This is a genomic window from Exiguobacterium sp. 8A (assembly GCF_902506275.1).
Taxonomy (GTDB): domain Bacteria; phylum Bacillota; class Bacilli; order Exiguobacteriales; family Exiguobacteriaceae; genus Exiguobacterium; species Exiguobacterium profundum.
The window spans coordinates 942,991-968,261 of sequence record NZ_LR733630.1 but is presented as its reverse complement, the minus strand read 5'-3'; the positions used below and the strand labels follow the sequence as shown (position 1 = coordinate 968,261).

Annotated in this window: 24 protein-coding genes; 23 read left to right on the top strand and 1 reads right to left on the bottom strand. The window is 47.5% G+C overall.

The features are described 5' to 3' along the window. Positions 1-35: 35 nt before the first annotated feature. A complete protein-coding gene (locus GVY42_RS05015; protein ID WP_159562503.1) occupies positions 36-3,692 on the bottom strand; it encodes a S8 family serine peptidase in 3,657 nt (1,218 codons plus the stop codon). A 308-nt stretch (positions 3,693-4,000) separates the two neighbouring features. Here GVY42_RS05015 and GVY42_RS05010 point away from each other — a divergent pair, with 308 nt between their 5' ends. The 23 genes from GVY42_RS05010 (at position 4,001) to rpoD (ending at position 25,203) form a co-directional block, all read left to right on the top strand. Further along, entirely contained in the window at positions 4,001-4,624 is a 624-nt protein-coding gene (locus GVY42_RS05010; RefSeq protein ID WP_159562502.1) for a class I SAM-dependent methyltransferase, read from the top strand. Positions 4,625-4,640: 16 nt separating this feature from the next. Then, positions 4,641-5,108 (top strand): S-ribosylhomocysteine lyase, encoded by a 468-nt coding sequence (locus GVY42_RS05005; RefSeq protein WP_012726660.1) that lies wholly within the window; start codon positions 4,641-4,643, stop codon positions 5,106-5,108. 1 nt (position 5,109) lies between these two features. Next, positions 5,110-6,048: a PLP-dependent cysteine synthase family protein gene (locus GVY42_RS05000; RefSeq protein WP_159562501.1), complete on the top strand. Its 939-nt coding sequence runs from the start codon at positions 5,110-5,112 to the stop codon at positions 6,046-6,048. Beyond that, positions 6,014-7,171 (top strand): bifunctional cystathionine gamma-lyase/homocysteine desulfhydrase, encoded by a 1,158-nt coding sequence (locus GVY42_RS04995; protein WP_159562500.1) that lies wholly within the window; start codon positions 6,014-6,016, stop codon positions 7,169-7,171. Before GVY42_RS05000 ends, GVY42_RS04995 begins: the two co-directional genes overlap by 35 nt. A 107-nt stretch (positions 7,172-7,278) precedes the next feature. Next, positions 7,279-8,157, top strand: coding sequence for an EamA family transporter RarD (gene rarD / locus GVY42_RS04990; protein ID WP_074036593.1), 879 nt, complete (start codon positions 7,279-7,281; stop codon positions 8,155-8,157). Between the two features lie 79 nt (positions 8,158-8,236). Next, a complete protein-coding gene (deoC, locus tag GVY42_RS04985; protein ID WP_012726656.1) occupies positions 8,237-8,902 on the top strand; it encodes a deoxyribose-phosphate aldolase in 666 nt (221 codons plus the stop codon). A gap of 74 nt (positions 8,903-8,976) precedes the next feature. Then, positions 8,977-9,171, top strand: coding sequence for a 30S ribosomal protein S21 (rpsU, locus tag GVY42_RS04980; RefSeq protein WP_029334745.1), 195 nt, complete (start codon positions 8,977-8,979; stop codon positions 9,169-9,171). 33 nt (positions 9,172-9,204) lie between these two features. Further along, the gene (locus GVY42_RS04975; RefSeq protein ID WP_074036596.1) at positions 9,205-9,654 is read left to right on the top strand and encodes a GatB/YqeY domain-containing protein; all 450 of its coding nucleotides are present in this window, start codon (positions 9,205-9,207) and stop codon (positions 9,652-9,654) included. 133 nt (positions 9,655-9,787) lie between these two features. Further along, the gene (locus tag GVY42_RS04970; RefSeq protein ID WP_031423231.1) at positions 9,788-10,300 is read left to right on the top strand and encodes an NfeD family protein; all 513 of its coding nucleotides are present in this window, start codon (positions 9,788-9,790) and stop codon (positions 10,298-10,300) included. Continuing rightward, positions 10,297-11,283, top strand: a complete 987-nt coding sequence (gene floA, locus GVY42_RS04965; RefSeq protein WP_012726653.1) for a flotillin-like protein FloA — start codon at positions 10,297-10,299, stop codon at positions 11,281-11,283. Before GVY42_RS04970 ends, floA begins: the two co-directional genes overlap by 4 nt. A gap of 5 nt (positions 11,284-11,288) precedes the next feature. Then, complete coding sequence (locus GVY42_RS04960) at positions 11,289-11,708, top strand: hypothetical protein (protein WP_159562499.1); 420 nt, start codon at positions 11,289-11,291, stop codon at positions 11,706-11,708. A gap of 120 nt (positions 11,709-11,828) precedes the next feature. Continuing rightward, positions 11,829-12,800 (top strand): PhoH family protein, encoded by a 972-nt coding sequence (locus tag GVY42_RS04955; RefSeq protein ID WP_074036604.1) that lies wholly within the window; start codon positions 11,829-11,831, stop codon positions 12,798-12,800. 42 nt (positions 12,801-12,842) lie between these two features. Then, positions 12,843-14,930 carry an HD family phosphohydrolase gene (locus tag GVY42_RS04950; RefSeq protein ID WP_012726650.1) on the top strand — a complete coding sequence of 696 codons (2,088 nt, stop codon included), beginning with the start codon at positions 12,843-12,845 and terminating at the stop codon, positions 14,928-14,930. Beyond that, positions 14,908-15,384 carry an rRNA maturation RNase YbeY gene (ybeY, locus tag GVY42_RS04945; RefSeq protein WP_074036606.1) on the top strand — a complete coding sequence of 159 codons (477 nt, stop codon included), beginning with the start codon at positions 14,908-14,910 and terminating at the stop codon, positions 15,382-15,384. The genes GVY42_RS04950 and ybeY overlap by 23 nt, the downstream gene beginning before the upstream one ends. Then, complete coding sequence (locus tag GVY42_RS04940; RefSeq protein ID WP_074036607.1) at positions 15,381-15,728, top strand: diacylglycerol kinase family protein; 348 nt, start codon at positions 15,381-15,383, stop codon at positions 15,726-15,728. Before ybeY ends, GVY42_RS04940 begins: the two co-directional genes overlap by 4 nt. A gap of 30 nt (positions 15,729-15,758) precedes the next feature. Beyond that, a complete protein-coding gene (gene era, locus GVY42_RS04935; protein ID WP_012726647.1) occupies positions 15,759-16,667 on the top strand; it encodes a GTPase Era in 909 nt (302 codons plus the stop codon). A 3-nt stretch (positions 16,668-16,670) separates the two neighbouring features. Next, entirely contained in the window at positions 16,671-17,420 is a 750-nt protein-coding gene (recO, locus tag GVY42_RS04930) for a DNA repair protein RecO (protein WP_078147154.1), read from the top strand. A 294-nt stretch (positions 17,421-17,714) separates the two neighbouring features. Continuing rightward, a complete protein-coding gene (gene glyQ / locus GVY42_RS04925) occupies positions 17,715-18,608 on the top strand; it encodes a glycine--tRNA ligase subunit alpha (RefSeq protein WP_196431848.1) in 894 nt (297 codons plus the stop codon). Next, entirely contained in the window at positions 18,601-20,655 is a 2,055-nt protein-coding gene (gene glyS / locus GVY42_RS04920) for a glycine--tRNA ligase subunit beta (protein WP_159562498.1), read from the top strand. Before glyQ ends, glyS begins: the two co-directional genes overlap by 8 nt. A gap of 21 nt (positions 20,656-20,676) precedes the next feature. Continuing rightward, the gene (locus GVY42_RS04915; protein WP_012726643.1) at positions 20,677-21,306 is read left to right on the top strand and encodes a helix-turn-helix transcriptional regulator; all 630 of its coding nucleotides are present in this window, start codon (positions 20,677-20,679) and stop codon (positions 21,304-21,306) included. Next, positions 21,293-22,135, top strand: a complete 843-nt coding sequence (locus GVY42_RS04910) for a pyruvate, water dikinase regulatory protein (RefSeq protein ID WP_159562497.1) — start codon at positions 21,293-21,295, stop codon at positions 22,133-22,135. The genes GVY42_RS04915 and GVY42_RS04910 overlap by 14 nt, the downstream gene beginning before the upstream one ends. A 126-nt stretch (positions 22,136-22,261) precedes the next feature. Continuing rightward, a complete protein-coding gene (gene dnaG, locus GVY42_RS04905; RefSeq protein WP_159562496.1) occupies positions 22,262-24,073 on the top strand; it encodes a DNA primase in 1,812 nt (603 codons plus the stop codon). A gap of 35 nt (positions 24,074-24,108) precedes the next feature. Then, on the top strand, positions 24,109-25,203 hold the full coding sequence (gene rpoD / locus GVY42_RS04900) for an RNA polymerase sigma factor RpoD (RefSeq protein WP_012726640.1): 1,095 nt from the start codon (positions 24,109-24,111) through the stop codon (positions 25,201-25,203). Positions 25,204-25,271 lie beyond the last annotated feature (68 nt).

Sequence of the window (25,271 nt, the reverse complement as noted above, 5' to 3'; positions counted from 1 at the left end):
ATGACCTGATTGAGGTCATCCGTTTTTTGTATCGCTTATTTTTTGTTAATTGTAATTACTTTTTTCGTGACGTTCCCGGCAAGGTCGGTCACTTCGAACGTGAAGGTATTCTTTCCTTTCGCTGTCACTGGAAGTGTGATTGTTCCCGTGCGTGAGAATGCACGCATCGCGTATGGTTCTTTCAACGTATAGTTCCATTTCAAGTCCCCGTTGACCCGAAGCTTGATTTCGTCGAAGTTATCCTTTACTTGAACTTTCACGTTTACAGACTTCTGTTTAGCCGATACGTTCTTCGGTACGTTTGTCACCGACAATGTTGCTTTCGTTGAGTCGACAAAGATTGGGCGGACGAAGTTCGTCACGTTCCCAGCAGTGTCTTCTGCGACAAAGCGGACTTTGTGGAAACCATCCTTATATGTGCGTGTCGTATTGAACGTATATTGTTTCGCTGACGCGTCATATTTGAGTGGTACGTCGACCCCGTCTACCGTGAACGATGCGATTTCAGAGGCATCCTTGATTTGACCGATCAATGGAACGATGGATGTACCGTAAGGAGACAAGGCGAGTGGTGCATCGACAAAGATACCAGGTTTGGCCGCATCATTTTCTGTTGAAACATTTCGAGTGATCACGTTCCCGGCATTGTCTGACACACGAACTGAAAGCTGATCTGTAGTCTCGAGCGGCTGTTCAAGTGTGAAGTTCGCTGAAGCTTTCGCTTCTTTTGCCACGACTTTCCCGTTGATGAGGAATTCGATACCGTTGATTCCAGCAAAGTCATCCGACGCTTTGACGCTTGCTACGTTGTCGTCCCAACGAAGCGTGAAGCGTGGGTCTGTGTAATCTACTTTGACAGGGATGCGCATCGTTTGAGCTTGTTTCTTCATGTAATCGATGCTTGCTTCGATTTCATAGTAATATGTGCCTTTTGGCGCCATCTTCCCATTCAATTTTCCGTCCCAAGCGTTATCCGCTGCGTAATAGTAATAATCTCCACTTCCACCATCGAAGTAGTTCTTTCTCAATTCGTCTTCCATCTTGAGGGTGCGAAGGACGTTCCCTTTCTCATCTACGACGCGATATTTGATGTCTTTCGCATTGCGTAATAGCGAGAAGACTGGAGTAGCCGTATCTTTCGACCCGTCTCCGTCCGGTGAAATGGCAACCGCTTCGCTAGCCACAGATTCATCTAGTTTTTCACCTAAGTAGTTTCCTTCTGCATCCACCAATCCAGAGACGCCATAGAATGCGCCTTCTCCATAGATCGTCTTGTCAAAGATCGGCGCTTTGCCCCAATCCCCTTCAAATCCGACGATTGGAACGACGAGAGATGGATGACCGTCTGTACCGCGCGGATCAGTCAAACGAAGGAATCCGTCGACGAAATAGCCGTTCTCAAAGACAGATTTAGCGGATACAGTGCCTTCCAATGTTTCAGGATTCAACACTTTTGCTTTCGAGACATCGATTGAAACGTTAATTTCCTTCTTCTGTTTTGCTTTCAACGTGACTTTACTTGTGTTTGATCCGTTAATTTTAATGATCGCTTGTTGAAGTGCTTGCGCTTCCATCGCATTTTGAACGATTCCGTCTTTGTTTTTGACAGCGAGATCCGTTTGCAACGATGCGGCTACATCATAAGTTAACGATTCAGTCGACGTGTTCTCGACGACGATCGTGAACGATGCTTTGCTCTTCGACAACTCTTTTAAAGCGACTTTTGCTTCTTTTGTCGACTTCTCATATGCGACAGCAGGAGAGGTGACGGCTGCATGCAATTGCATGAGACCTGCTCCGGCCCGACGTGGTGAGTATGGGAGTGATTGTTTCAATTCTTGGTTATACGGTCCGATATCTGTGACAGGCTTCGACGTGTTGAGTAACAAGTTTTTCGCCATCGTGACACGTGCTTTTCCACTCAATTTGAAGTCACGGTCCACACGCTCAAGGACGAGGGCCGCCCCTCCGGCAACGTGTGGTGCTGCCATCGATGTTCCGCTCATCAACCCATATTGGTTATCGTTGAACGTAGAGAAAATTTGGCCACCTGGAGCAGAAAGCTCTGGCTTGAAGTCAAGGTTCGGTGTGACGCCCCACGATGTGAAATCAGACATCGCACCGGCTGAACGGTTATTGACACTGATGCGGTCACCGGCAAACGTCACTTGAAGCGGACCGTCTGCTAACTTGTCTTTCAGTTCATTCCCGTCCTGGATGCTGAGTGAAGCCATCGGAATTTGAGGTTGATCGAGAGCCATCGAGACATAATCGCCGTGCCCGACCGCACCACGTACGATGACACCTGCTGCGCCTTGCGCTTCAGCTGTTTTTTGGATCTGCGAGTAGAAGTAACCGCCGTCGCGAACAGCAAGGACGAGTTTTCCTTTTACGTCCTTTCCTTCATAATTCTCCGGTTGTCCGTCTCCGACAGATACGATGTCGTATGTTCCTTCTTTGAAGGCAGGGCCGTCTTGTTTCTTCCATCCAATCTTCTCATCACCGACTCGGAATGCATCCAATTGAATTTGATCGTTCTCAAGAGAGGCGACCGATGTAGACGCTTGACTGACACTCGGTGCCCCAACGACGCCCGTATCTGGGTTTGAAGCAGTCGGCAAGTCAAATCCGTGACCGAAGTATGCAGAGTTCCCAGCAGAAATCGACATAAAGATGCCGTTGTCGACAGCACGTTGAACGGCTTGTTGCTCTGGAGAATCGGCATCGACGAAACCGGCTGTTGATCCGAGGCTCATGTTGATGACGTCAGCACCGAGTTTAATGGCATCATCAATTGCTTTGATGTAGATATCTCCATATGTAGACGCATAGTTCGGGTCGTTACTGAATACTTTCAATCCCAAAATTTGTGCTTCCGGTGCGACACCTTTGATCCCACCGTTTTCTAGGTCACCGTTTGCGGCAACTGTACCGGAAACGTGTTGTCCGTGCATTGAAGCGCCAGGTGAATCATCTTTGATGTCATCGTTCTCATCGTAGTAGTTATATGCGTATGGAACTTTCTCGTTGACGTATTCGCCTGGGAGACCGAACGATGTGATGGCTTGATTGACTTCTGATTGAGTCAACTCTGCCGTTTTAGCGTCAGTGATCTTATAATCCCGGTGCTCAGGGTCGATTCCAGAATCGATGACAGCGACGACAGTACCTTCTCCGGCAAATCCGTAATCTCCCCACGTTTGTTCGGCTTGAACCATGCCGTTACTCGTGATCATATCCGGTTTGACTTCAGGGCGCTCGTACTCGTTGACAATGTGAACGGTCGCCACTTCAGGCAATGCTTCGACTTTGGCGATTTCACTTGTAGATAAGAATGTAGAGAAGCCATTAAAGACGGTCGTGAACTCTTCAATCGGTGTAGCGGTTACGCCTTGTTTCTTCAAGGCAGACTTGGCGCGTTTTTGCTCCGATTGAACAGAGTGTTGTGCCTTGTTTTGCTCTGATTTCGACAATTCATTAAATTTCTTCCCTTTTTGAGCGGCTTCGGCAATGGCAGGATCCCCGACGAGCTCTACAACGACCCGAACTTTTTTCTGTTTTTTCTCAAGAACCAATTTCGGTTTAACGGAAGCTTCTGCTGAAACAGAAGTTGTTCCAGCTTGAATCAGTGCAGGTGACAAGGCGATACATGTGGCGAGTGAAGCGTTTAAATAGATTTTTTTTCGTGACAACGTATGAACCCCCTAAAATTTGTTATTACCTGTAAAAAATAAAGCATAGTCTTACATTGAGAATTATCATATCGCTATTCAGATAAAAAAGAGTGGATTTATTTGTAAAATAGGTAAGTGTTTTTGCACAAATTTTAATGTTCTGACAATTACTAAAGACCTAACACATAAGACCTATATCCAATTGCATATGATGCGTGAATCTAGCGAATGACTTGAAATGAATAAAAAAACCTGTTAATGTAACGTTAAAGTTAAATACCAATAAAACATATCAAATTAGTAAGAATTAAGATTGGGGTAGCGATATGAACTTACCATTCATGGACATCTTTAAGGATTGGGCAAAGGATTATGATACGACGGTCGAGGGGCATGATGAGCAATATCACGAAGTCTTCATCGGATATGAGCAAATGCTCGATGAGGTTGCCCTATATGTCGAAGGAAGGGTACTTGAGTTTGGTGTCGGAACAGGAAACTTGAGCAGTCGAATTATAAAAGGGCATCCGTTGATTGCGATTGAACCGTCGCCGGAAATGCGACAAATTGCTGTTAAAAAGTTGGGGATTGAAGTACTCGAAGGTGATTTTCTCCGATATCCGATATTATCACACGTGGATACTATCGTATCGTCATATGCTTTTCACCACTTGACAGATTCTGAAAAGGCCACGGCCATTGGTCGATATGTCGAAGACTGGGAACACCCGAAGTTCGTGTTGCTTGATACGATGTTTGAGTCACCAGCAGCTCGTCAGGACATCATCGATTGGGCGACTGCGAAAGGGTACTCGGACCTTGTCGAAGATTTAAATCGTGAATACTATCCATATACGTCAACGATTCGTTCCATGTTAGAAGAGAACGGATACAACGTGACGATGACGCAGAAAAACAAGTTTGTCTGGCTCGTAATAGCCACTAAATAACGAGGAGGAATTACTCATGAAAACATATAATGTTGAAAGTTTTAACTTGGATCATACGAAAGTACAGGCGCCGTTTGTCCGTTTAGCTGGTGTGAAAGAAGGGACGGCTGACACGATTTATAAATACGATATTCGTTTCATTCAACCGAACGAAGGACTCATGCCGATGCGCGCGGTTCATTCACTTGAGCATTTGATTGCCGAGAACAGTCGCAATCATTCTGAAGACATTGTCGATATCTCACCGATGGGTTGCCAGACAGGTTTCTATTGGACAATGCTCAATGATGGGAACTACGAACGAATGCTTGACCTCGTGGAAGCGACGTTGCGTGATGCGATGAACGCTGAGGAATTACCTGCGCAAAACCCTGTTCAATGTGGGAATGCGAACCATCATGATTTCGAAGGTGCCAAAAAATTAGCGGCAGACATGCTCGCAAAACGTGATGAATGGCATATCGTCTTCAAGGACGAAGCATAAGATGATTGTCCGTGACGTCTATGAACTCATCGGAGACACACCGCTTATTGAACTTCGAACGCTTCCTATACCAGCGAATGTCAAAGTGTACGGAAAGCTCGAGATGATGAATCCAGGTGGGAGTGTCAAAGACCGACTCGGGATGAATTTGATTGAACGGGCGATTGAGCGTGGCGATGTGGCACCTGGTGGAACGGTGATCGAACCGACAGCAGGCAATACGGGAATCGGGCTTGCGCTCGCTTGTCAGCGATTCGGAATTCGACTCATGACGGTCACTCCTGAAAAATTCAGTCAAGAGAAGCAGGCATTGATGCGACTGTTCGGAGCCACCGTCGTCAACACACCGACGGAACTCGGCATGAAAGGCGCGATCGCACATGCTATTGAGTTGGCCAAAGAACATGACGCCTATGTCCCAGAACAGTTCTCGAACCCAGATAACCCGGATGCTTACGTCGACATCCTTTCACATGAGTTGTTGAAAGATGTGCCACAAATTGATGTATTTGTAGCGGGAGCGGGATCAGGAGGCACGTTCACCGGTGTCGCCAAATCATTAAAGCCACTTGGGACGAAAACTGTCGTCGTGGAGCCGGTCGGTTCCATTATGAACGGCGGTGAACCAGGACCACATAAAACAGAAGGAATTGGCGTCGAAAAATGGCCACCATTTCTGGAGAAGTCTTACGTCGATGCGATTCATACCATCACAGATGAGGAAGCCTTCTATTACGTGGCACATCTAGCGAAACAGGAAGGCTTGCTCATCGGTAGTTCTTCAGGGGCTGCCATTGCAGCATGTGTAAAAGAAGCGAATCAATTAACGGAAGGCACGATTGTCACCATCTTGCCTGATAGTGCAGAACGATATTTAAGTCAAGGAATTGTCAAGGAGGCAGAACATGCGTACAAAGACAGCACTCATTCACGGCGGTAAAACGACGGACCCGTTGACAGGGGCCGTCACGCCACCGATTTATCAAACGAGCACGTATAAGCAAGACGGGATTGGTAACTTGCGGGAAGGGTACGAATACTCACGTTCAGCAAACCCGACACGGACGGCATTAGAGACATTGATTGCCGACATCGAAGGCGGTGTGCAAGGATTTGCATTCGGATCTGGGATGGCAGCCATCTCGACGGTGCTTATGTTATTGAAATCTGGAGACCACGTCATCGTCGGGTCTGATGTATATGGAGGAACGTACCGTGTATTCAATCGAGTATTTCAGTCACGAGGCTTGGAAGCAACTTTTGTCGATACATCCGATGAAACAGCGGTTCGGGATGCGCTTCAAGCGAACACGAAAATGATTTATGTCGAGACGCCGACAAATCCGCTCTTAAACGTGACGGACATTCGAGCGATGCGCAAGATTGCCGATGAAGCAGATGTGTTGCTCGTCGTGGACAATACGTTTATGACCCCTTACTTCCAAAATCCAATCGATCTTGGAGCAGACTACGTCCTTCACAGTGCCACAAAGTACTTAGGCGGACATAGTGACGTCGTAGCGGGACTTGTTGTCGCGCGAACGGAAGAGCAGGGCGAAGCTTTGGCGTTTCTTCAAAACTCAGTTGGCGCAGTTCTTGGACCACAAGATAGCTTCCTTGTTGTTCGGGGAATTAAGACGCTAGCTGTTCGGATGGAGGAGATTGAATCGAATGCACGTGCATTGGTTGAATTCCTTCAATCGAACGAGTCTGTATCACGCGTGCTCCACCCAAGTGTATCAAGTGAGGAAGCGAAGCGGATTCATTTATCACAGGCACGTGGATTCGGTGGGATGATCGCATTTGATGTCGGTTCAGCGGAAGCGGCAGAAATGATGGTCGCGAAGACGAAATACTTCACGCTCGCAGAAAGTTTAGGAGCGGTCGAGAGTTTGATCAGTGTCCCGGCACGCATGACACATGCGTCGATTCCAGCCGAACGCAGAGCGGAACTTGGCATCACCGATGGGCTCGTCCGTATTTCGGTCGGACTTGAGGACATTGATGACTTGATCGAAGACTTGGCACAAGCATTAACAGCAATTGAACAAGTGAAACAATAAACGGTCAGGGCGCGATTTCGCGCCTTTTTTTCATGAAACAAAAGTCTTGTATCGGGAGTCTTTCATCGACTAAACTGTCTTTAACTTGTAAGAGAGCGGGTGAACGTGTGAATAAGGGAGTATGGACGACAATCGGGGCGTACGTCATGTGGGGCGTCCTTCCGATTTATTGGAAATTTTTGCAAGAAGTACCGAGCGGTCAAATTTTAGCACATCGAATCGTTTGGTCATTTTTATTTATTCTGCTCGTTCTGAGATGGACAAATCAGTGGAAAGAGTTCGGTTACGCACTTCGACATCCGGCTACACGAAACGCATTCATGTTGAACGGATTCATCGTTAGTGCCAACTGGTTTGTATACATATGGGCTGTCAATCACGGATATATCATTGAAGCTTCTCTCGGGTACTACATCAATCCTCTCGTCAGTATGGTGTTAGGGGTGCTCGTCTTTCGGGAATCATTAAATCGAGTCCAATGGATGGCCGTTGGGATTGCATCAATTGGCGTCCTCGTCTTGACGTTAGGATACGGCACGTTCCCGTGGATTTCATTCGTCTTGGCGAGTACTTTCGGATTCTATGGAATGGTGAAGAAACGACGCCCTCTTGCTTCTACGGTCAGCCTAGGAATTGAAACGCTGGCGGTGGTCCCGGTGGCATTGCTCTTCCTAGGAAATCAAGTTGTCACCGACAATATTGCGTATAACATGTCGCCTGTCATTTGGATCGCCCTTCTTGGAACGGGCGTGGTCACGGCGTTACCTCTTCTCCTGTTTGGGTACGGGGCACAACATATCCCGTTCACGCTTGTCGGGTTTCTTCAATTTATCGCACCGACACTTAGCTTGATTATCGGGGTCGTCATGTACCATGAACCGTTCACGGCATACCATGTCTTTGCCTTCACCTGCATTTGGCTCGCTATTTTCTTCTTTAGTTGGAACAGTTGGGTCGTCGCTCGTAAACGTCGTCAGTTGATTTAGATTTGAAAGCTGTTACATCTCATCAAAACATGGTAATATGTTAGATGTCAGACTTATTTGTCAGAGGAGGAAATGAATCATGGAATTAGCCCGTTATATCGACCACACAGCTTTAAAGGCTGAAACAACAAAAGATCAAATTACAACACTTTGTGCAGAAGCGCTCGAATACAAATTCGCAAGCGTTTGTGTCAACCCGACATGGGTCAAATATGCAGCAGAACAACTCAAGTCAGATGATGATGTCAAAGTATGTACAGTCATCGGTTTCCCACTTGGTGCAAACACACCTGAGGTAAAAGCATTTGAAACAAAAGATGCGATTGCCAATGGAGCAGATGAAGTAGACATGGTCATCAACATCGCAGCACTCAAAGATGCTGACTACGATCTCGTAGAACGTGACATCCGTGCGGTTGTCGAAGCGGCAAACGGTACACTCGTCAAAGTCATCTTCGAAACATGCATGCTTACAAAAGAAGAAATCAAAAAAGCTGCCGAACTTTCAGTGAAAGCTGGAGCAGACTTCGTCAAAACATCGACTGGTTTCTCGACTGGTGGCGCGACAGTTGAAGACATTCGCCTCATGCGTGAGACGGTCGGACCTGACATCGGCGTAAAAGCTTCAGGTGGCGTCCGTGACTTCGAAGGTGCGAAAGCGATGATCGATGCTGGTGCGACACGTATCGGTGCTTCAGCAGGTATCGCGATTGTCACTGGTGGACGTTCAGACAGCGACTATTAATAAGTGGTTGACCACACGACTTAATTTCACTATAATATGATATGACGTGTGAAACACGTTTCCTTAGTCGTGTAATTCGGAGGGAGGGAAAACTAGTGGAAACTCGTGTCCGTAAAAACGAATCGCTTGAAGACGCTCTTCGTCGTTTCAAACGCGGTGTTTCGAAAGATGGCACACTTGCCGAAGTTCGTAAACGTCGTCACTACGAAAAGCCAAGCGTAAAACGTAAATTGAAATCAGAAGCTGCGCGTAAGCGTAAGAAATTCTGATTCCAGTTTCATTTGTAGAGAGGGTGTTGGCTCATGAGTCTTCAAGAACGCTTGACGGACGACATGAAGCAAGCCATGCGCGCGAAACAAAAGGATCGTCTTACGACAATCCGGATGGTCAAAGCGTCGCTCCAAAATGAGGCTATCAAACTAGGTCGTCAAGATCTTACCGAGGAAGAGGAACTCACGGTGCTCAACCGAGAGATGAAACAGCGCAGAGACTCCCTCCGAGAATTCGAAAGCGCTGGTCGTGAAGACCTTGCTTCCAAAGTAGCAGAAGAGATTGTCGTCCTAGAAGCCTATATGCCTGAACAACTTTCAGAAGATGAAGTGACCGCCATCGTCCAAGCAGCAATTGCTCAAACGAATGCAGCCGCTCCATCAGATATGGGTAAGGTGATGGGCGTCGTCATGCCGCAAGTCAAAGGCAAGGCAGACGGTGGTCTTGTGAACCGAATCGTCAAACAACAATTGACGAATTGATGAAAAAAGCAGTTACTTTTCGGGAAACCGAAAGTTTCTGCTTTTTTTGCGTATTCTGAAACCACATTCAATCTTGTTTCGTATACACTAGAGATAGGAGATAGCTTTGAATTTGGAAGGGGGTAGCAAGACGATGACATTTGGTCTCGGAGTGATTCTGACAGTCTTTTTTGTCGGAGTCGTCCTTCTTGGAATTGAAGTGTTCGTAGCAGGGTTTGGATTGTTCGGTTTGCTTGGGATCGGAGCCGTCGTTGCGAGTTTGATTATGGCTGGTGCGACGATCGGTCAACTGTGGCTATCGATTGGTCTCGCGGCAGCGGTGCTAACAGGTCTCGGCTTTTGGGCATACCGCCGCTTGAGTACGAATCGTCCGCTCATTTATAAAGGGTTGATTTTGACGGATTCGACATCGACTGAAAAAGGCTACTTGTCCCACGAAGATCGAAAACAACTTCTCGGCAAAGTGGGAGTCACCTTGACACCACTTCGCCCAGCAGGTACTGCCGAAATCGACGGAGAACGACTTGATGTCGTGACGGAAGGTGGCTATCTCGATCAGCAGACAAAAATTCAGGTTTATAAAGTGGATTCTGGACGGATTGTCGTTCGAAGCTTTGTAGAACCGAAGGAGGATGTAACAGAATGACACCAGAATTACTGACAACGTTACTCATTACAGGTGGAGGATTGATTGCACTTGCCGTATTCTTCACGTTCGTACCGGTCGGACTATGGATCAGTTCGTTTGCAGCGGGCGTCCACGTCTCGATCTTCACATTGATTGGAATGCGCCTTCGTCGCGTTATTCCCTCGAAAATCGTGAACCCGTTGATTAAAGCGGTTAAAGCAGGAATTGAATTAAACACGAACCAACTTGAAAGTCACTTCTTGGCTGGTGGTAACGTAGACCGCGTTGTGAACGCATTGATTGCGGCGCACCGTGCGAATATTGAATTGTCATTCGAACGGGCTGCTGCCATCGATTTGGCAGGACGTAACGTGCTCGAGGCTGTACAGATGTCAGTTAACCCGAAAGTCATTGAAACGCCATTTATTGCGGGTGTCGCGATGGATGGGATTGAAGTGAAGGCGAAAGCACGTATTACCGTACGTGCGAATATCGATCGTCTCGTCGGTGGTGCGGGGGAAGAAACGATTATCGCCCGTGTCGGTGAAGGGGTCGTGTCGACAATCGGTTCACAAAACAACCACAAGCACGTACTAGAGAATCCGGATATGATTTCACGGACTGTCCTCACAAAAGGTTTAGATTCAGGAACAGCGTTTGAGATTCTTTCGATCGATATTGCCGACATCGATATCGGTAAGAACATCGGCGCGGTCTTGCAGACGGACCAAGCAGAAGCAGATAAGAAAATCGCTCAAGCGAAGGCGGAAGAACGTCGCGCGATGGCGATTGCGCGCGAACAAGAAATGAAATCTTCAGTAGAAGAAATGCGTGCGAAAGTTGTCGGTGCCGAAGCGGAAGTCCCACTCGCGATGGCAGAAGCGTTACGAAACGGAAAGCTTGGTGTCATGGATTACGTGAACTACTTGAACGTTCAAGCGGATACAGAAATGCGAAAAGCGATTGGGGCACCTGTCGATTCTGAATCAGATAATGAGTGATTGATATGGATGGACTATGGGTACTCTTGTTAGCCGCCTTCGGAATTGCCTCGGCAGTGATGAAACGGCTCGAAAAATCATCGTCCTCTGGAGACCGTCCTCAAAGCAGTGAACTGAAACGCTATTTGGATTCGGTAGGGGACGTCATGAAAGAGATTGAAACGGCATTCGATGACTCGGAAAAAAAACCGGCACCACAAAAGGTGAGGCGTCGAGTCGCTCGAACGGTAGAAGAACGACCGGCTCCACGTGAACGTCAAGTCGAGATGCCGAAAGTGAGCGCGCAATTCGAACAAGCGGTTAAAATTCCACCGATTCAAAAGGAAAAGAAACCGAGACAACTGAACGTTTCACAAAAGCGAATGCGGGAAGCTGTCATTTGGAGTGAGGTATTACAACCTCCTATCTCGAAACGGAAGAAGTGAACGGAAGGCAGTGACGTCATGTTACTGCCTTTTGCGCGTGGAAATTACGCGGTCTTTCTTTCACGATAGGCGTGATAGTGCTAAAGTAAAAGAGGAATAACCGATTTTAATGAGGGGGCAATGCATCCATTGATTATGACTGATAAAATACCATTCGTCATGGAACATGCGAACGAAGCACAAGCTTTACTCGGACCGAAAGATGAAGTGTTCCAGGCGATTGAAACAGAATTGAAAGTGGCACTCATCCCAAGGGGTGAGGAGTTGATTATTCAAGCCGATACACTTGAGGCTCTTGAATTAACGAAACAAGTGATCATCACCTTGCAGACGTTAGTGAAAAAAGGTGCACGTCTAAATGAAAGTGATGCCATTAGCGTCATCCAGCACATTCAAGTCGGAAAGGGAGATGAACTGCTCGAACATTATGAACGAGTTGTTTTTACGACGAATAAGGGGAAACCGATTCGTGCCAAGACAGTAGGTCAAAGCCGGTATGTTCGTGCGATTGAACGACGTGATCTCGTCTTTGGTATCGGACCAGCCGGAACAGGAAAGACGTACCTAGCTGTCGTACTTGCGGCGCGTGCCTTAAAAGAAGGGCAAGTCAAACGGATCATCTTGACGCGTCCTGCCGTTGAAGCGGGAGAGAACCTTGGATTTTTACCGGGAGATTTAAAAGAGAAAGTGGACCCATATCTCCGCCCATTATACGACGCCCTATTTGATGTGTATGGCGTGGAACAGACGAACCGTTTGTTAGAACGGGGCACGATTGAAGTGGCTCCGCTCGCTTATATGCGTGGACGCACGTTAGAAGATGCGTTCGTCATCTTGGATGAGGCCCAGAATACAACAAAAGAACAGATGAAGATGTTTTTGACGCGACTCGGTTTTGGATCGAAAATGGTGGTCACAGGGGATTTGACCCAAGTCGATTTACCGAAAGGCAAGGCATCGGGGTTACAGGAAGCGTTACGCCTGTTAGAAGGCGTGGATGGTATTCATTTTGAACACTTCAGTGCGTCTGACGTCGTCCGTCATCCGCTCGTTAAGAAAATCATCAACGCCTATAGTACGGACCTCACTTAAATGTACGTGTGAGGTCACCAGATCGTGAAAGGGGGGGCACGAATGCAGCAAGCTAAAAACTGGACAGTCGCGACCATCTCGTTGATTTTCTTTCTCTTATTAGGCGCCATTCTATACTTTACCGTGCGCCCATCCATCATCAGTGTGGAACCGCTTGGGATTGCCGAACAGGATATTCGGTCTCCGATCACGGTTGAGGACCGTGTTGCGACCGAACGATTGAAACAAGAAGTGACAAATGGTGTCGGCAGTCAATTCTCCTTGAGAAAAGAATTTGCAGACCAACAAATCGCTAAAGTCGAGCAGTTGTTCGCAGCATTCGACCAAACGGATGAGGAGACTGAACTGGCAGATATTAAAAACCGTCTAAATTCTACAGAGGCGAACGGTGTATTAGCTGATGAAGAGTTGAATTCGTTGCTTGAAGCGAGTGAAGATACCCGACAAACGGTAGAAGATGTCACAGTCACTGCGTTACAACAAGTGATGGACGACCGGATTGAAACGAGTAATGAAGCGGTCGCTGCGGCTCGAGACCGAGCAGCAGCGATTATCGATCAATCGCCGCTCTCGTTTGAGTTCCGCGCCATTTCGAAAACGTTAAGCGATGAACTCATCGTACCGAACTATGTATTTGACTCTGAGGCGACCCGTCAAAAAGAACAAGAGGCCGTCGATGCTGTCGATCCTGTCATCATTCAAGAAGGACAGTTACTCGTCAGTCAAGGTGAGGTGGTGACTCGAGAGATATATCGGAAATTAGAGCTATCTGGAGCCATCGATCCGAATCGTTCCCTTGCACCATTATTCGGGTCATTCTTGCTCAGCGCATTGTTGACCGGTGGGTTTCTATTCATGCTCATCCGCTCGAAAATCAAAGACCTGTTACTGAGTCCGAAAATCTTAGTGACGGTCTATGGCTTGCTACTTTTACAACTCGGCATCTTTTTTGGTGTCGGATACATCGGTGTCGATTTTACGACATATGCCTATATTTTAGCGCCGACAGCGTTCGTCGTATTGCTTCTACGCATCTTGATCGATGAACGAGTTGCGCTCGCCTCGGCCTTCATTACGATGATTGCCGGGAGTGTCGTTGTCACATTCGGACAGAGCACGAATTTCATGACGCTCGTGTATGTGGCGACGGGTAGTTTTCTAGCTGTCTTTTTAGTTGAACCGAAAATTCAGCGGAAGCGACTATTCTTATCAGGGGTGTTGCTCGGTTTCGTCAACATCATCATGGTCATCGCGTTACTCTTACTTCGGAACGTGCAAGTTTCCTGGGAAATGGCGATGTATCTTTCTGGATTTGCCGTCATTAGCGCCTTGCTCTCCATTGTCTTGACGTTTGGCTTCCTGCCATTTTTGGAACCGTGGTTTGGCGTCTTGTCTTCTGGTCGACTTGTGGAATTGATGAGTCCGACGCATCCGCTGCTGCGGAAACTTTTAATGGAGGCACCTGGTACGTATCATCATAGTATGATGGTGGCGAACTTGGCAGAGTCCGCATGTGAGGCGATTGGCGCAGATGGTCTTCTCGCACGTGTCGCAAGCTATTATCACGATCTTGGGAAGACGGAGCGTCCCCTTCATTTCATTGAAAATCAACAAGGTGGCGGGAATCCTCATGATCGCTTGACGCCTGAAGAATCGGCAGACATTATTATGGCTCATCCTTATGACGGAGCGGATCTGTTGCGACGTTATAAGTTACCGAAAGAAATCATCGATATAGCAGAGCAGCATCACGGAACGTCTTTATTGAAATATTTCTACGTTAAAGCGAAGGAAGATCCTGATAAAGAGGTGTTAGAGTCTCGTTTCCGCTATCCAGGTCCAAAGCCACAATCGCGCGAGGCTGCCGTTGTCATGATCGTCGATTCAATCGAAGCGGCTGTCCGCTCGCAGAAACAACCGACGCCAGAAAAAATCCGAATGCTCGTTCGAACAATCATTCGCGACAAGTTGGCGGATGGGCAGTTCGAAGAATGTGAATTGACGACGAAAGAAATTTGGCGCGTCGGAGAGAGTGCGTGTGAGACGCTGACCGGCTTGTTCCACGAACGAATCGAATACCCAGAATTAAAGAAAGAGGGAGAATTACATGCAAATCATCTCGAACGATGAACATGAATTGTTAACTACATCTCAAATCGAGCTCGTCGAGTCGATTTTACAACATGCCGCCCAACTAGAAGAGGTGGAAGAGCCGAGCGAATTGTCGGTCACGTATTTAACAAATGCGGAAATCCATGAAGTGAACCGAGAATGGCGAGGCAAAGATGCCCCGACCGATGTCATCAGTTTCGCATTTGATGAGATGGGGGATGACGAGATGGATTTCATGCTCGATGAAGATGAGCCACATCTTCTCGGTGACCTCGTCATCTCGGTAGAACGATGCCGAGAACAGGCAGCTGACTATGGTCATTCGTTTGAGCGGGAGCTCGGCTTTTTAGCAATTCATGGATTCCTCCATCTACTTGGGTATGATCATATGACACCTGAGGAAGAAGCGGAGATGACGGCAAGGCAAGAAGAAGTGCTCACTCATTTTGAGTTGAAGCGAGGCAACGTGTGAGACCGTTCCGTGTGGCATGTGAGGGAATCCTCCATGCCGTTCGTTCGGAACGGAACATGCGACTCCATCTCCTGTCGGCTTTTCTCGTATTCGTCTTTTCAATCTGGTTACAGCCGACAAGACTCGAGATCGTCATCTTGTTCGGGTGGGTGATTGCCGTTATTAGCATGGAAATGATGAATACGGCAATCGAACGAACGGTTAATCTCGTGACAGAAGACGTCCATCCACTCGCGAAGCAAGCGAAAGATGTTGCCGCAGGAGCTGTTTTAGTCGCTTCACTTGGTGCTGCCGTAACGGCGCTCATAATATTCGGTCCACGTCTATGGAACATGCTATACTAATAGTTCTGAAATAGAGAAAGCAGGTGCATTATGTATCAAGAAGATTTTAAATCCGGATTCGTCTCGATTATCGGACGACCGAACGTCGGGAAATCGACATTCTTAAACCGTGTGATCGGACAAAAGATTGCCATCATGTCGGATAAACCACAAACGACACGAAATAAGGTGCAAGGTGTGTACACAACCGATGATTCCCAAATCATCTTCATCGATACACCAGGGATTCATAAACCGAAACACCGTCTTGGCGACTTCATGATGAAAGTGGCGACGAACGCATTACGCGAAGTTGATGCGATTCTCTTCATGGTGAACGTGACGGAACCGCGTGGAGCTGGCGACGACTTTATTATTGAGAAACTCAAAGGGCTCGACACACCGATTATTCTCGTCATGAACAAGATCGATTTAATCCATCCGGATGAACTTCCGAAAGTGATTGAACAATATACGAACGAATTGGATTTCGCGGCGTACGTCCCGATTTCGGCGCTACAAGGCAACAACGTCGAACCGCTCTTAGGTGAGATCAAGAAATTGTTGCCTGAAGGACCGATGTATTATCCGGCCGATCAAGTGACGGACCACCCGGAGCGTTTCATTATCTCAGAGATGATTCGTGAGAAAGTGTTGCATAAGACACGTGATGAAGTCCCTCATTCGATTGCTGTAGCCATCGAATCGATCAAGAAACGTGAGAACTCTGAGATGATTGATGTCGAAGCCGTGATCATGGTGGAGCGTGATTCGCAAAAAGGAATCATCATCGGAAAAAAAGGGGCTATGCTTCGTGAAATCGGAACAGACGCGCGCCATGATATCGAAGCGCTTCTCGGGACTAAAGTTTATTTGAACCTATGGGTAAAAGTGCAGAAAGACTGGCGTAACAAGATGGGTCAGCTTCGTGACCTCGGTTTCCGCGACGACGAGTATTGAGCCATGTTACAAAAAGTCACGGGAATCGTCGTTCGTACCGTTAATTATGGGGAATCGAATAAAGTCGTGACATTGTTTACAGAGGAACTTGGCAAAGTCGCGATCATGGCACGGGGTGCAAAGAAACCGGGTAGCCGGTTTCACGCCTCGAGTCAGCCGTTTGTGGAAGGTGTCTATATCTTTCCGTCTAGCCGAGGACTCGCTCAGTTAAAATCATCTGACGTCATGACGTCTTATCCTGAAATCCGAAAAGATGTCGAACGGATGGCATATGCGATGTATTGGTTAGAACTTGTTGATCGGTCTGTCGAGGATCGTGTCCAAAATCGTCCATTGTTTCGAATATTACGGGATGCCTTGCAGGCACTGAATGCGGGCATGGACGCAGATGTCATCACGCACTATGTTGAATTACGTATTTTGCATCTATTAGGCGTCGCCCCAGTCTTGACGGGATGCGTGCGCTGTGGAGATGTGACGGATCCCATGTACTTCTCTGTCGCGTCCGGTGGCTTTTTATGTGCGCGACATCCAGAAGAAGGTGTGATTCGGCTGTCCGAACGATTGGCGAAACTACTTTATTTGATGAGTAAGCACGAATTGTCAGAGTTTCGGAACGTTCCGCTATCGGATGAGTCCAGAGTCCTTTTGCGCCAGCTCTTTGATGCTTATATGGAATCGTATAGTGGACTACGATTGAAGACGAAGCGGGTGCTCGATCAAATGATTCGACTTCATCTGAATGAGGATTGACTTTTTATAGTGAATTCGATACGATGATGTACGATTAGACAAATGAAATAGCGTGCGCGATGAAGGAAAAAAGTAACTCTTCCTGTCATGAATGAAGCGAGTCCGGGGCGGTGTGAGCCGGGTATCATGAGAAGAGCGAATGGCGATTCCAGAGCGCCCACATCTTTTAAGAGTGGTCCCATTATTGGGGCAAGTAGGGTGGAACCGCGGGAATCAATCCCGTCCCTATGTGCTAGGCACATAGGGGCGTTTTTTGTCGTTTCAATACTATTGGAGGTGTCATTAATGAAGCACATGACAGTGCAAGAAATCATTCTCACGCTACAAAACTTTTGGGCGTCAAAAGGTTGTTTGACGATGCAGGCGTACGATGTGGAAAAAGGGGCCGGGACGATGAACCCGATGACATTCCTCAGAAGCCTTGGGCCAGAACCGTGGAACGTCTGTTATACCGAACCGTCACGCCGTCCAGCTGACGGTCGTTACGGAGAAAACCCGAACCGTCTTTACCAGCACCATCAGTTTCAGGTGATCATGAAGCCGTCACCAAACAACATTCAAGAGTTGTACTTGGAGAGTCTTGAATTGATTGGCATCAATCCGCTTGAGCATGACATCCGTTTCGTCGAAGATAACTGGGAAAACCCGACGTTCGGAGCAGCAGGTCTCGGTTGGGAAGTTTGGTTGAACGGAATGGAAATCACGCAGTTCACATACTTCCAACAAGTCGGTGGAATCGAGTGTGACCCGATTGCCGTGGAAATCACATACGGACTTGAACGCCTCGCGTCATACATTCAAGAAGTAGAAAGTGTATTCGATCTTGTCTGGACAGACGGATTCAAATACGGTGACATTTTCTATCAACCAGAATTTGAACATTCGAAATATACGTTCGAATTGTCTGACGTCGACATGTTATTTACGTTATTTGATACGTATGAGAAAGAAGCGAAGCGTGCGCTTGAAGAAAACCTTGTCTTCCCTGCATACGATTACATTCTAAAATGTTCGCACACGTTCAACTTGTTGGACGCAAAAGGCGCCATTTCTGTGACGGAACGTACCGGCTTCATCCAGCGTGTCCGGAACATGTCACGTGCGTGTGCCGCTAAATTTATTGAAGAACGGGAACGCCTTGGATTCCCACTTTTGAAACAAGAGAAAGCAGGTGACTTGAATGCGTGACCTTCTGTTAGAGATTGGATTAGAGGAACTGCCGGCTCAATATGTCTTGCGTTCAGAGAAACAGTTGGCGGAACGTGTTGACGCGTTCTTAAAAGAGGCGCGTGTTGATTTTGGCTCAATCGAAGTGTACTCGACACCACGTCGTTTGGCTGTCATCGTTCGTGATGTGGCTGAAACGCAACAGGATTTGGCAGAAACTCTTCGTGGACCTGCCAAAAAGATTGCACAAGATGCGGAAGGTAACTGGTCGAAGGCGGCACAAGGTTTTGCACGTGGCCGCGGATTGACAGTAGAAGATCTCTATTTCGCAGAAGAAAAAGGAGTCGAGTATGTCTTCGCGGAACGTCATGAAAAGGGACAAGAGACGCTCTCGCTATTGAACGGTCTTGAAGATGTGGTCCGTAGCTTGACGTTCCCGAAAAACATGAAATGGGGAACGAGCAGCCTACGGTATATGCGTCCGATTCGTTGGTTGATCGCACTCTTTGGTCAAGACATCATCGACTTCACAATCGAAGGCGTGAAAACGAATAACGTGACGCGTGGGCATCGTTTCCTCAGTAAAGGGGACGTGGTCATCTCATCACCTACCGAATATGTCCAGACATTAGAGTCTGCTTTTGTCATGGCGAACTACGAGATGCGTAAAGCTGAAATCGAACGTCAAATTCAAGAGCTTGCAACGAAACAAGGATGGACGATTCCACTCGACGCCGACTTGCTTGAGGAAGTGACAAACTTAGTCGAATGGCCGACCGCTCTCTTTGGGGAATTTGATGAAGCGTACCTTGACTTGCCTGAGGAAGTGTTGATCACAACGATGAAAGAGCATCAACGTTATTTCCCGGTCTATCTCGACGGAACATTGAAAAACTATTTTGTGACGGTACGAAACGGGAATGCCGAGCATCTTGAAAATGTGGCGCGCGGTAACGAGAAAGTCATCCGGGCCCGTCTTGCGGATGCCGTGTTCTTCTATGAGGAAGACAAAAAGACGAAAATCGATGATCAGCTCGGACGTCTCGATCGCGTCGTCTTCCATGAAAAATTGGGAACGACTGGTGCGAAAGCGCGTCGTGTGACGAAAATCGCTCAGGAACTTGCACCGTTGTTCGAGGCAGACCTTGAAAAAGTAAGCCGTGCCGGTGCCATTCATAAATTTGATCTCGTGAGCCAGATGGTATACGAGTTCACAGAACTTCAAGGAATCATGGGTGAGAAATATGCACTCCAACAAGGTGAAGACAAGGAAGTGGCAGCGGCAATCCGTGAGCATTACATGCCACGCTTTGCTGGGGACGCTTCTCCAGAGACGGCAACGGGTGCCGTTCTTGCCCTTGCCGACAAATTAGACTCGATTGCAGCATTCTTTGGCATCGGGATGATTCCGAGCGGTTCACAAGACCCGTTCGCGCTTCGTCGCCAGGCCCAAGGTGTCGTTCAGATTCTTGGAGATTGGAAGATTGATCTCTCAATCGACACGTTGCTTTCAAAAGTTGTCGAATTACAACTGGAAGCAGGACTCTATGAAGCCGATAAAGAACAAGTTAAGGCACAACTAGATGAGTTCTTCAAATTGCGCTTGAAATATCGCCTGCAAGAACAGCAGGTTCGTTATGATGTGATTGACGCCGTATTGACGACCTCATTGACGGTTGTGCGACTCGATGCTCGCGCAGACGCGATTCAAGAATTTGTATCGACGGATGCGAAGGCGTTGATTGAGCAATTGTCGCGTGTCGTTAACATTTCGAAAAAAGGTGAAGCGGGAGATGTCGATCCTTCCTTGTTTGAGAACGATCATGAGATTGCATTGCATGATGCGATTGAACAGACCGCTCCTGCAACAGCCGAAGCTGTCGAGATGGGAGATTACAAGAAAGCGCTCGACCTTCTACAACAACTCGAATCACCGATTATGATGTACTTCGAACATACAATGGTTATGAGTGATGACGAGGCGGTCCGCCAAAACCGTCTCCATGAAATGAACCGACTTGCAACGACGATTAAGCGTGTCGCAGATTTCAACGCGCTCGTACTCTAAACAAACTAGAGGGGGTTGGCTATGCAACTGAATGAACGCCAACAAAAAATCGTCGAGATCGTGAAGGAGAACGGGCCGATCACAGGGGAACAAATCGCACAAGAGCTCTCATTGACACGCGCGACCCTGCGGCCTGACCTCGCTATTTTGACGATGACAGGCATACTTGAAGCTAGACCTCGTGTCGGCTACACGTTCGTTGGCAAACGGAATTCGTCGATGCTACGAGAAAAGTTAGATTCGCTGACCGTAGGGGACTTCATGTCTTCTGCGAAAGTCGTAAGGGATGAGATGACGGTATATGATGCGATTGTCACGTTGTTCTTAGAAGATGTCGGCTCATTGTTCGTTGTCGGACGTGACCGGGAGTTAGTCGGAGTTTTATCTCGTAAAGACCTCCTTCGTGCGGCCATCGGAAATCAAGACTTAGACCAGTTACCCGTCAACGTCATCATGACCCGCATGCCGAACATTACAGTATGTGAGAAAACAGAAACGTTGATTCGAGCTGGGATGAAATTGATTGAGAAACAAATCGATGCCATGCCCGTCGTAGAAGAAAAAGATGGGAAATTGATTGTACTCGGCCGTATGACGAAGACCAATATGACGAAGGTGCTCATTGCGTTAGCGAACGATGAGTCGATCTGAGGAGGAAATCGAATTGACTACGAAACAACTCGTGTTCGTTGTAAGTGACTCGGTCGGAGAGACGTGCGAACTCGTCGTCCGCGCAGCGAGTATCCAATTCCACGAGAATGCGATCGAAACCCTTCGCATCCCGTTCGTCGAAGATGAGCAGACGATTATGGATGTCGTCACGCAAGCGAAAGCACAACAGGCCATCATTGCGTTCACGCTCGTTAATGAGGAACATCGCGCCCTTCTCATGCGGCTTGGTGAAGCTCATCAAGTGAAAACGGTTGATTTGCTCGGAGATTTGCTCGATGTATTATCTAGCCAATTGAAAGAAGCGCCACGTGAAAAGCCGGGACTCATCTATCGATTGGATGATGATTACTTCCGAAAAATCGAGGCGATGGAGTTTGCCGTCAAGTATGACGATGGTCGGGACCCACGTGGCCTGAAAAAAGCTGATATCGTGTTGGTCGGTGTTTCTCGAACGTCAAAGACGCCGCTATCTCAATATTTGGCACTGAAACGATACAAAGTCGCGAACGTGCCACTCGTTCCAGAATCGAGACCGCCTGAGGAATTGTTTGATTTGCCTGCTGAACGATGTGTCGGGTTGATCATCTCCCCGGAAAAGCTGATTTCAATCCGGATGGAACGTCTCAAATCGCTAGGTTTGAAGCCGGAAGCAGATTATGCGCAGCTAGAGCGAATCAATCGTGAACTCGAGTATGCGCGTGGTATTTATAAACGAATCGGTTGCGATGTCATCGATGTGACGAACAAAGCAGTTGAAGAAACGGCAGGGATCATCTTGCGTCATCTTGAACAGTCTAAAGATGATTGAATGAGTAAGTGTTTCAATTAGTAATCATTGCTTCAAGAGGGTATAATAGAGTATTGACAGTACAGTGAAACGGAACGTGATGAGCGTTCCGTTTCGTTGCGAGATTGGAAACAGGGAGTGGTCAACATGCCACGAATACCAGATGAAGTCATCGCAGAAGTGAAACAAGCGACCGATATCGTAGAATTGATTGGCGAACGTGTCGAATTAAAGAAACAAGGACACCGCCTTGTCGGATTATGTCCGTTTCATTCCGAAAACTCACCTTCTTTCTCCGTTTCACCTGAAAAAGGGATGTATCACTGTTTCGGTTGTGGTGCCGGCGGAAATGTATTTACGTTCGTGATGGAAACCGAGGGATTGTCGTTTCCTGAGACGGTCGAACGCTTGGCAACACGGGCGAATATTTCGGTAGACGGGATCCAAGGGGACGAGGAACTGACGCGAGAACAGGTATGGCGCAAACAGATGCGTGATGCGCATCGCCTTGTCGCTGACTTGTATCATGAAGTGTTGATGAAAACAGAAGCTGGAGAAGTGGGCTTAACGTATTTACGGGATCGTGATCTGGCTGAAGAGACGATTGCGCAATACAAGATCGGTTTTGCCCCAGACCAACGACGCTTTACTGTCGAGCTGTTGGAGCGGCGCGGGTTTGATTTAGAAGTAATGGTTGAGGCAGGTTTGATTTCAAAGTCGAAGTCCGGTGAATATTTTGACCGATTTGAAGGACGGGTCGTCTTTCCGATTGCGGATCGAGACGGCACCATCGTTGGCTTCAGTGGACGAGCGATTGATGACCGACAACCAAAATATGTGAATACGGCTGAGACGCCACTCTTCAATAAGAGCGAGTTATTGTTCGGCTTCTCTCAAGCCCGGGCGACGATGCGTAAGAAAAAGCGTGTCTTCCTCGTTGAAGGGAACGTTGACGTTTTACAAGTCGCGCAAGCGGGCACACAAGAAGTTGTGGCATCGCTCGGAACCGCGTTCTCTCCTCAACATGCGAGGGCACTATCTCGAATCGTGGATGAAGTCATTATCTGTTATGACGGAGACCACGCGGGACAAGAAGCGACACAAAAAGTCATTCGCCTCTTAGAAGCGTCTCCACTCGATGTACAAGTTTTGCCACTACCGGAAAAGACGGACCCAGATGATTATATCCGTCAGCATGGGGCAACTCACTGGCAACAGTTTATTGAAACTGAGCAGTTGAGTGTTCTCGATTTTATGAATCGCATGTACCGGCGAGGAAAAAACTTGAACCGAGAAGGAGAACGGATTCGCTTTATTGAATCTATGCTTGAAGAGATCGGGAAGACAAATGATTCGATTCGAAGAGATTTATATGTGAAGAAACTGTCGGATGAGTTTGAGATTCCGCTAGAGACGCTCCGTTCGAGAATTCCTCGTCCGACGTCAAGTGAATCAACTCCCACCCGTGCGATGGAACCTGTAGAGCCGGTACGGAAGCGTTCGAGTAAAACAGGTGAGCCTCGTTGGATGAAAGCCGAGAAGTACTTGTTGCGTGCGATGTTGACGGGACCGGAGCAGGTCCGTTTCGTACGCGACCGTTTAGGGCTTCGTTATCAAGATGAAACCCATCGTATGTTAGGGTCAGCATTGTATGAAATCGTATCCGATACGATGACACAGGATGAGTTTGATCAAATCACGCTTTCGTTCATGGAGCGTTATTGCGATCAACGCCCTGATTATGCGATGCGTTTTGCAGAGATCCGTCTGATGGCTGGACCGGATGAACTGTCTGAAGAGGTTTTAGACGAATACATTCGGGTGATAAACAGTTATGAGGAGCAACGTCAAATCGAGCGTGCAAAAAGGGAAATCGCTCAAGACGCCGAAAGTATTGTAGACCAGGCGTCCAAGCTACAAGAATTGATTGCCCGTAGTCGTCGTCTTCGAGAACGATGATCGTGGATGAAGTTTGGAAGGAGTTGAACTGCTAGATGGCAGAGAAGAAGAAAGAGGATTTATTTAACGCCATAGAGGAACTTGAAAAGTTAGGTAAGAAAAAAGGCGTCGTCTCAATGCAAGCAATCCAAGATCGCCTTAGTCACTTCGAGGTGGATTCGGATTTCATCGATAACTTCATCGAAGATTTAGAGGCTAAAGACATCCGTGTCACAGAAGATGCTGCTGACGCAGAAGAAACACCTGCGAAAAAAGAGGATGAAGAAGTCGATTTGAACGACTTATCAGTACCTCCTGGAATCAAAATCAACGACCCGGTTCGGATGTATTTGAAAGAAATCGGACGTGTCGACCTTCTCAGTGCGAAAGATGAGACGGAGCTCGCTAAACGAATCGAGCAAGGGGACGAAGAAGCGAAAAAACGTCTCGCAGAAGCGAACCTACGTCTCGTAGTGTCGATTGCGAAGCGTTATGTCGGTCGTGGGATGCTCTTCCTTGATTTGATTCAAGAAGGGAACATGGGACTCATTAAAGCGGTCGAAAAATTCGACTACATGAAAGGGTTCAAATTCTCGACGTATGCGACGTGGTGGATTCGCCAAGCCATCACACGTGCGATTGCTGACCAAGCCCGTACGATTCGTATTCCTGTACACATGGTGGAAACAATCAACAAATTGATTCGTGTCCAACGTCAATTGCTTCAAGACCTCGGTCGCGAACCTTCTCCGGAAGAGATTGCCAAAGAGATGGAACTCACACCTGAGAAAGTCCGTGAAATTCTAAAGATTGCCCAAGAACCTGTTTCTTTAGAGACACCGATTGGGGAAGAAGACGATTCACATCTCGGTGACTTCATCGAAGACCAAGATGCGATGGCTCCTCAAGATGCGGCAGCCTATGAATTGTTGAAAGAGCAATTAGAAGACGTGTTGGATACGTTGACAGACCGTGAAGAGAACGTCCTTCGCCTGCGTTTCGGACTAGACGATGGCCGCACACGCACACTCGAAGAAGTTGGTAAAGTATTCGGTGTCACACGTGAGCGGATTCGTCAAATCGAGGCGAAAGCCCTTCGTAAATTGCGTCACCCGAGCCGTTCCAAACGCTTGAAAGACTTCCTCGATTAATTTCATATTTGAATAAAGTGTGAAGTTTTAGAAGAAAGGAAGGAAAATGAGTGATTTTCCTTCCTTCT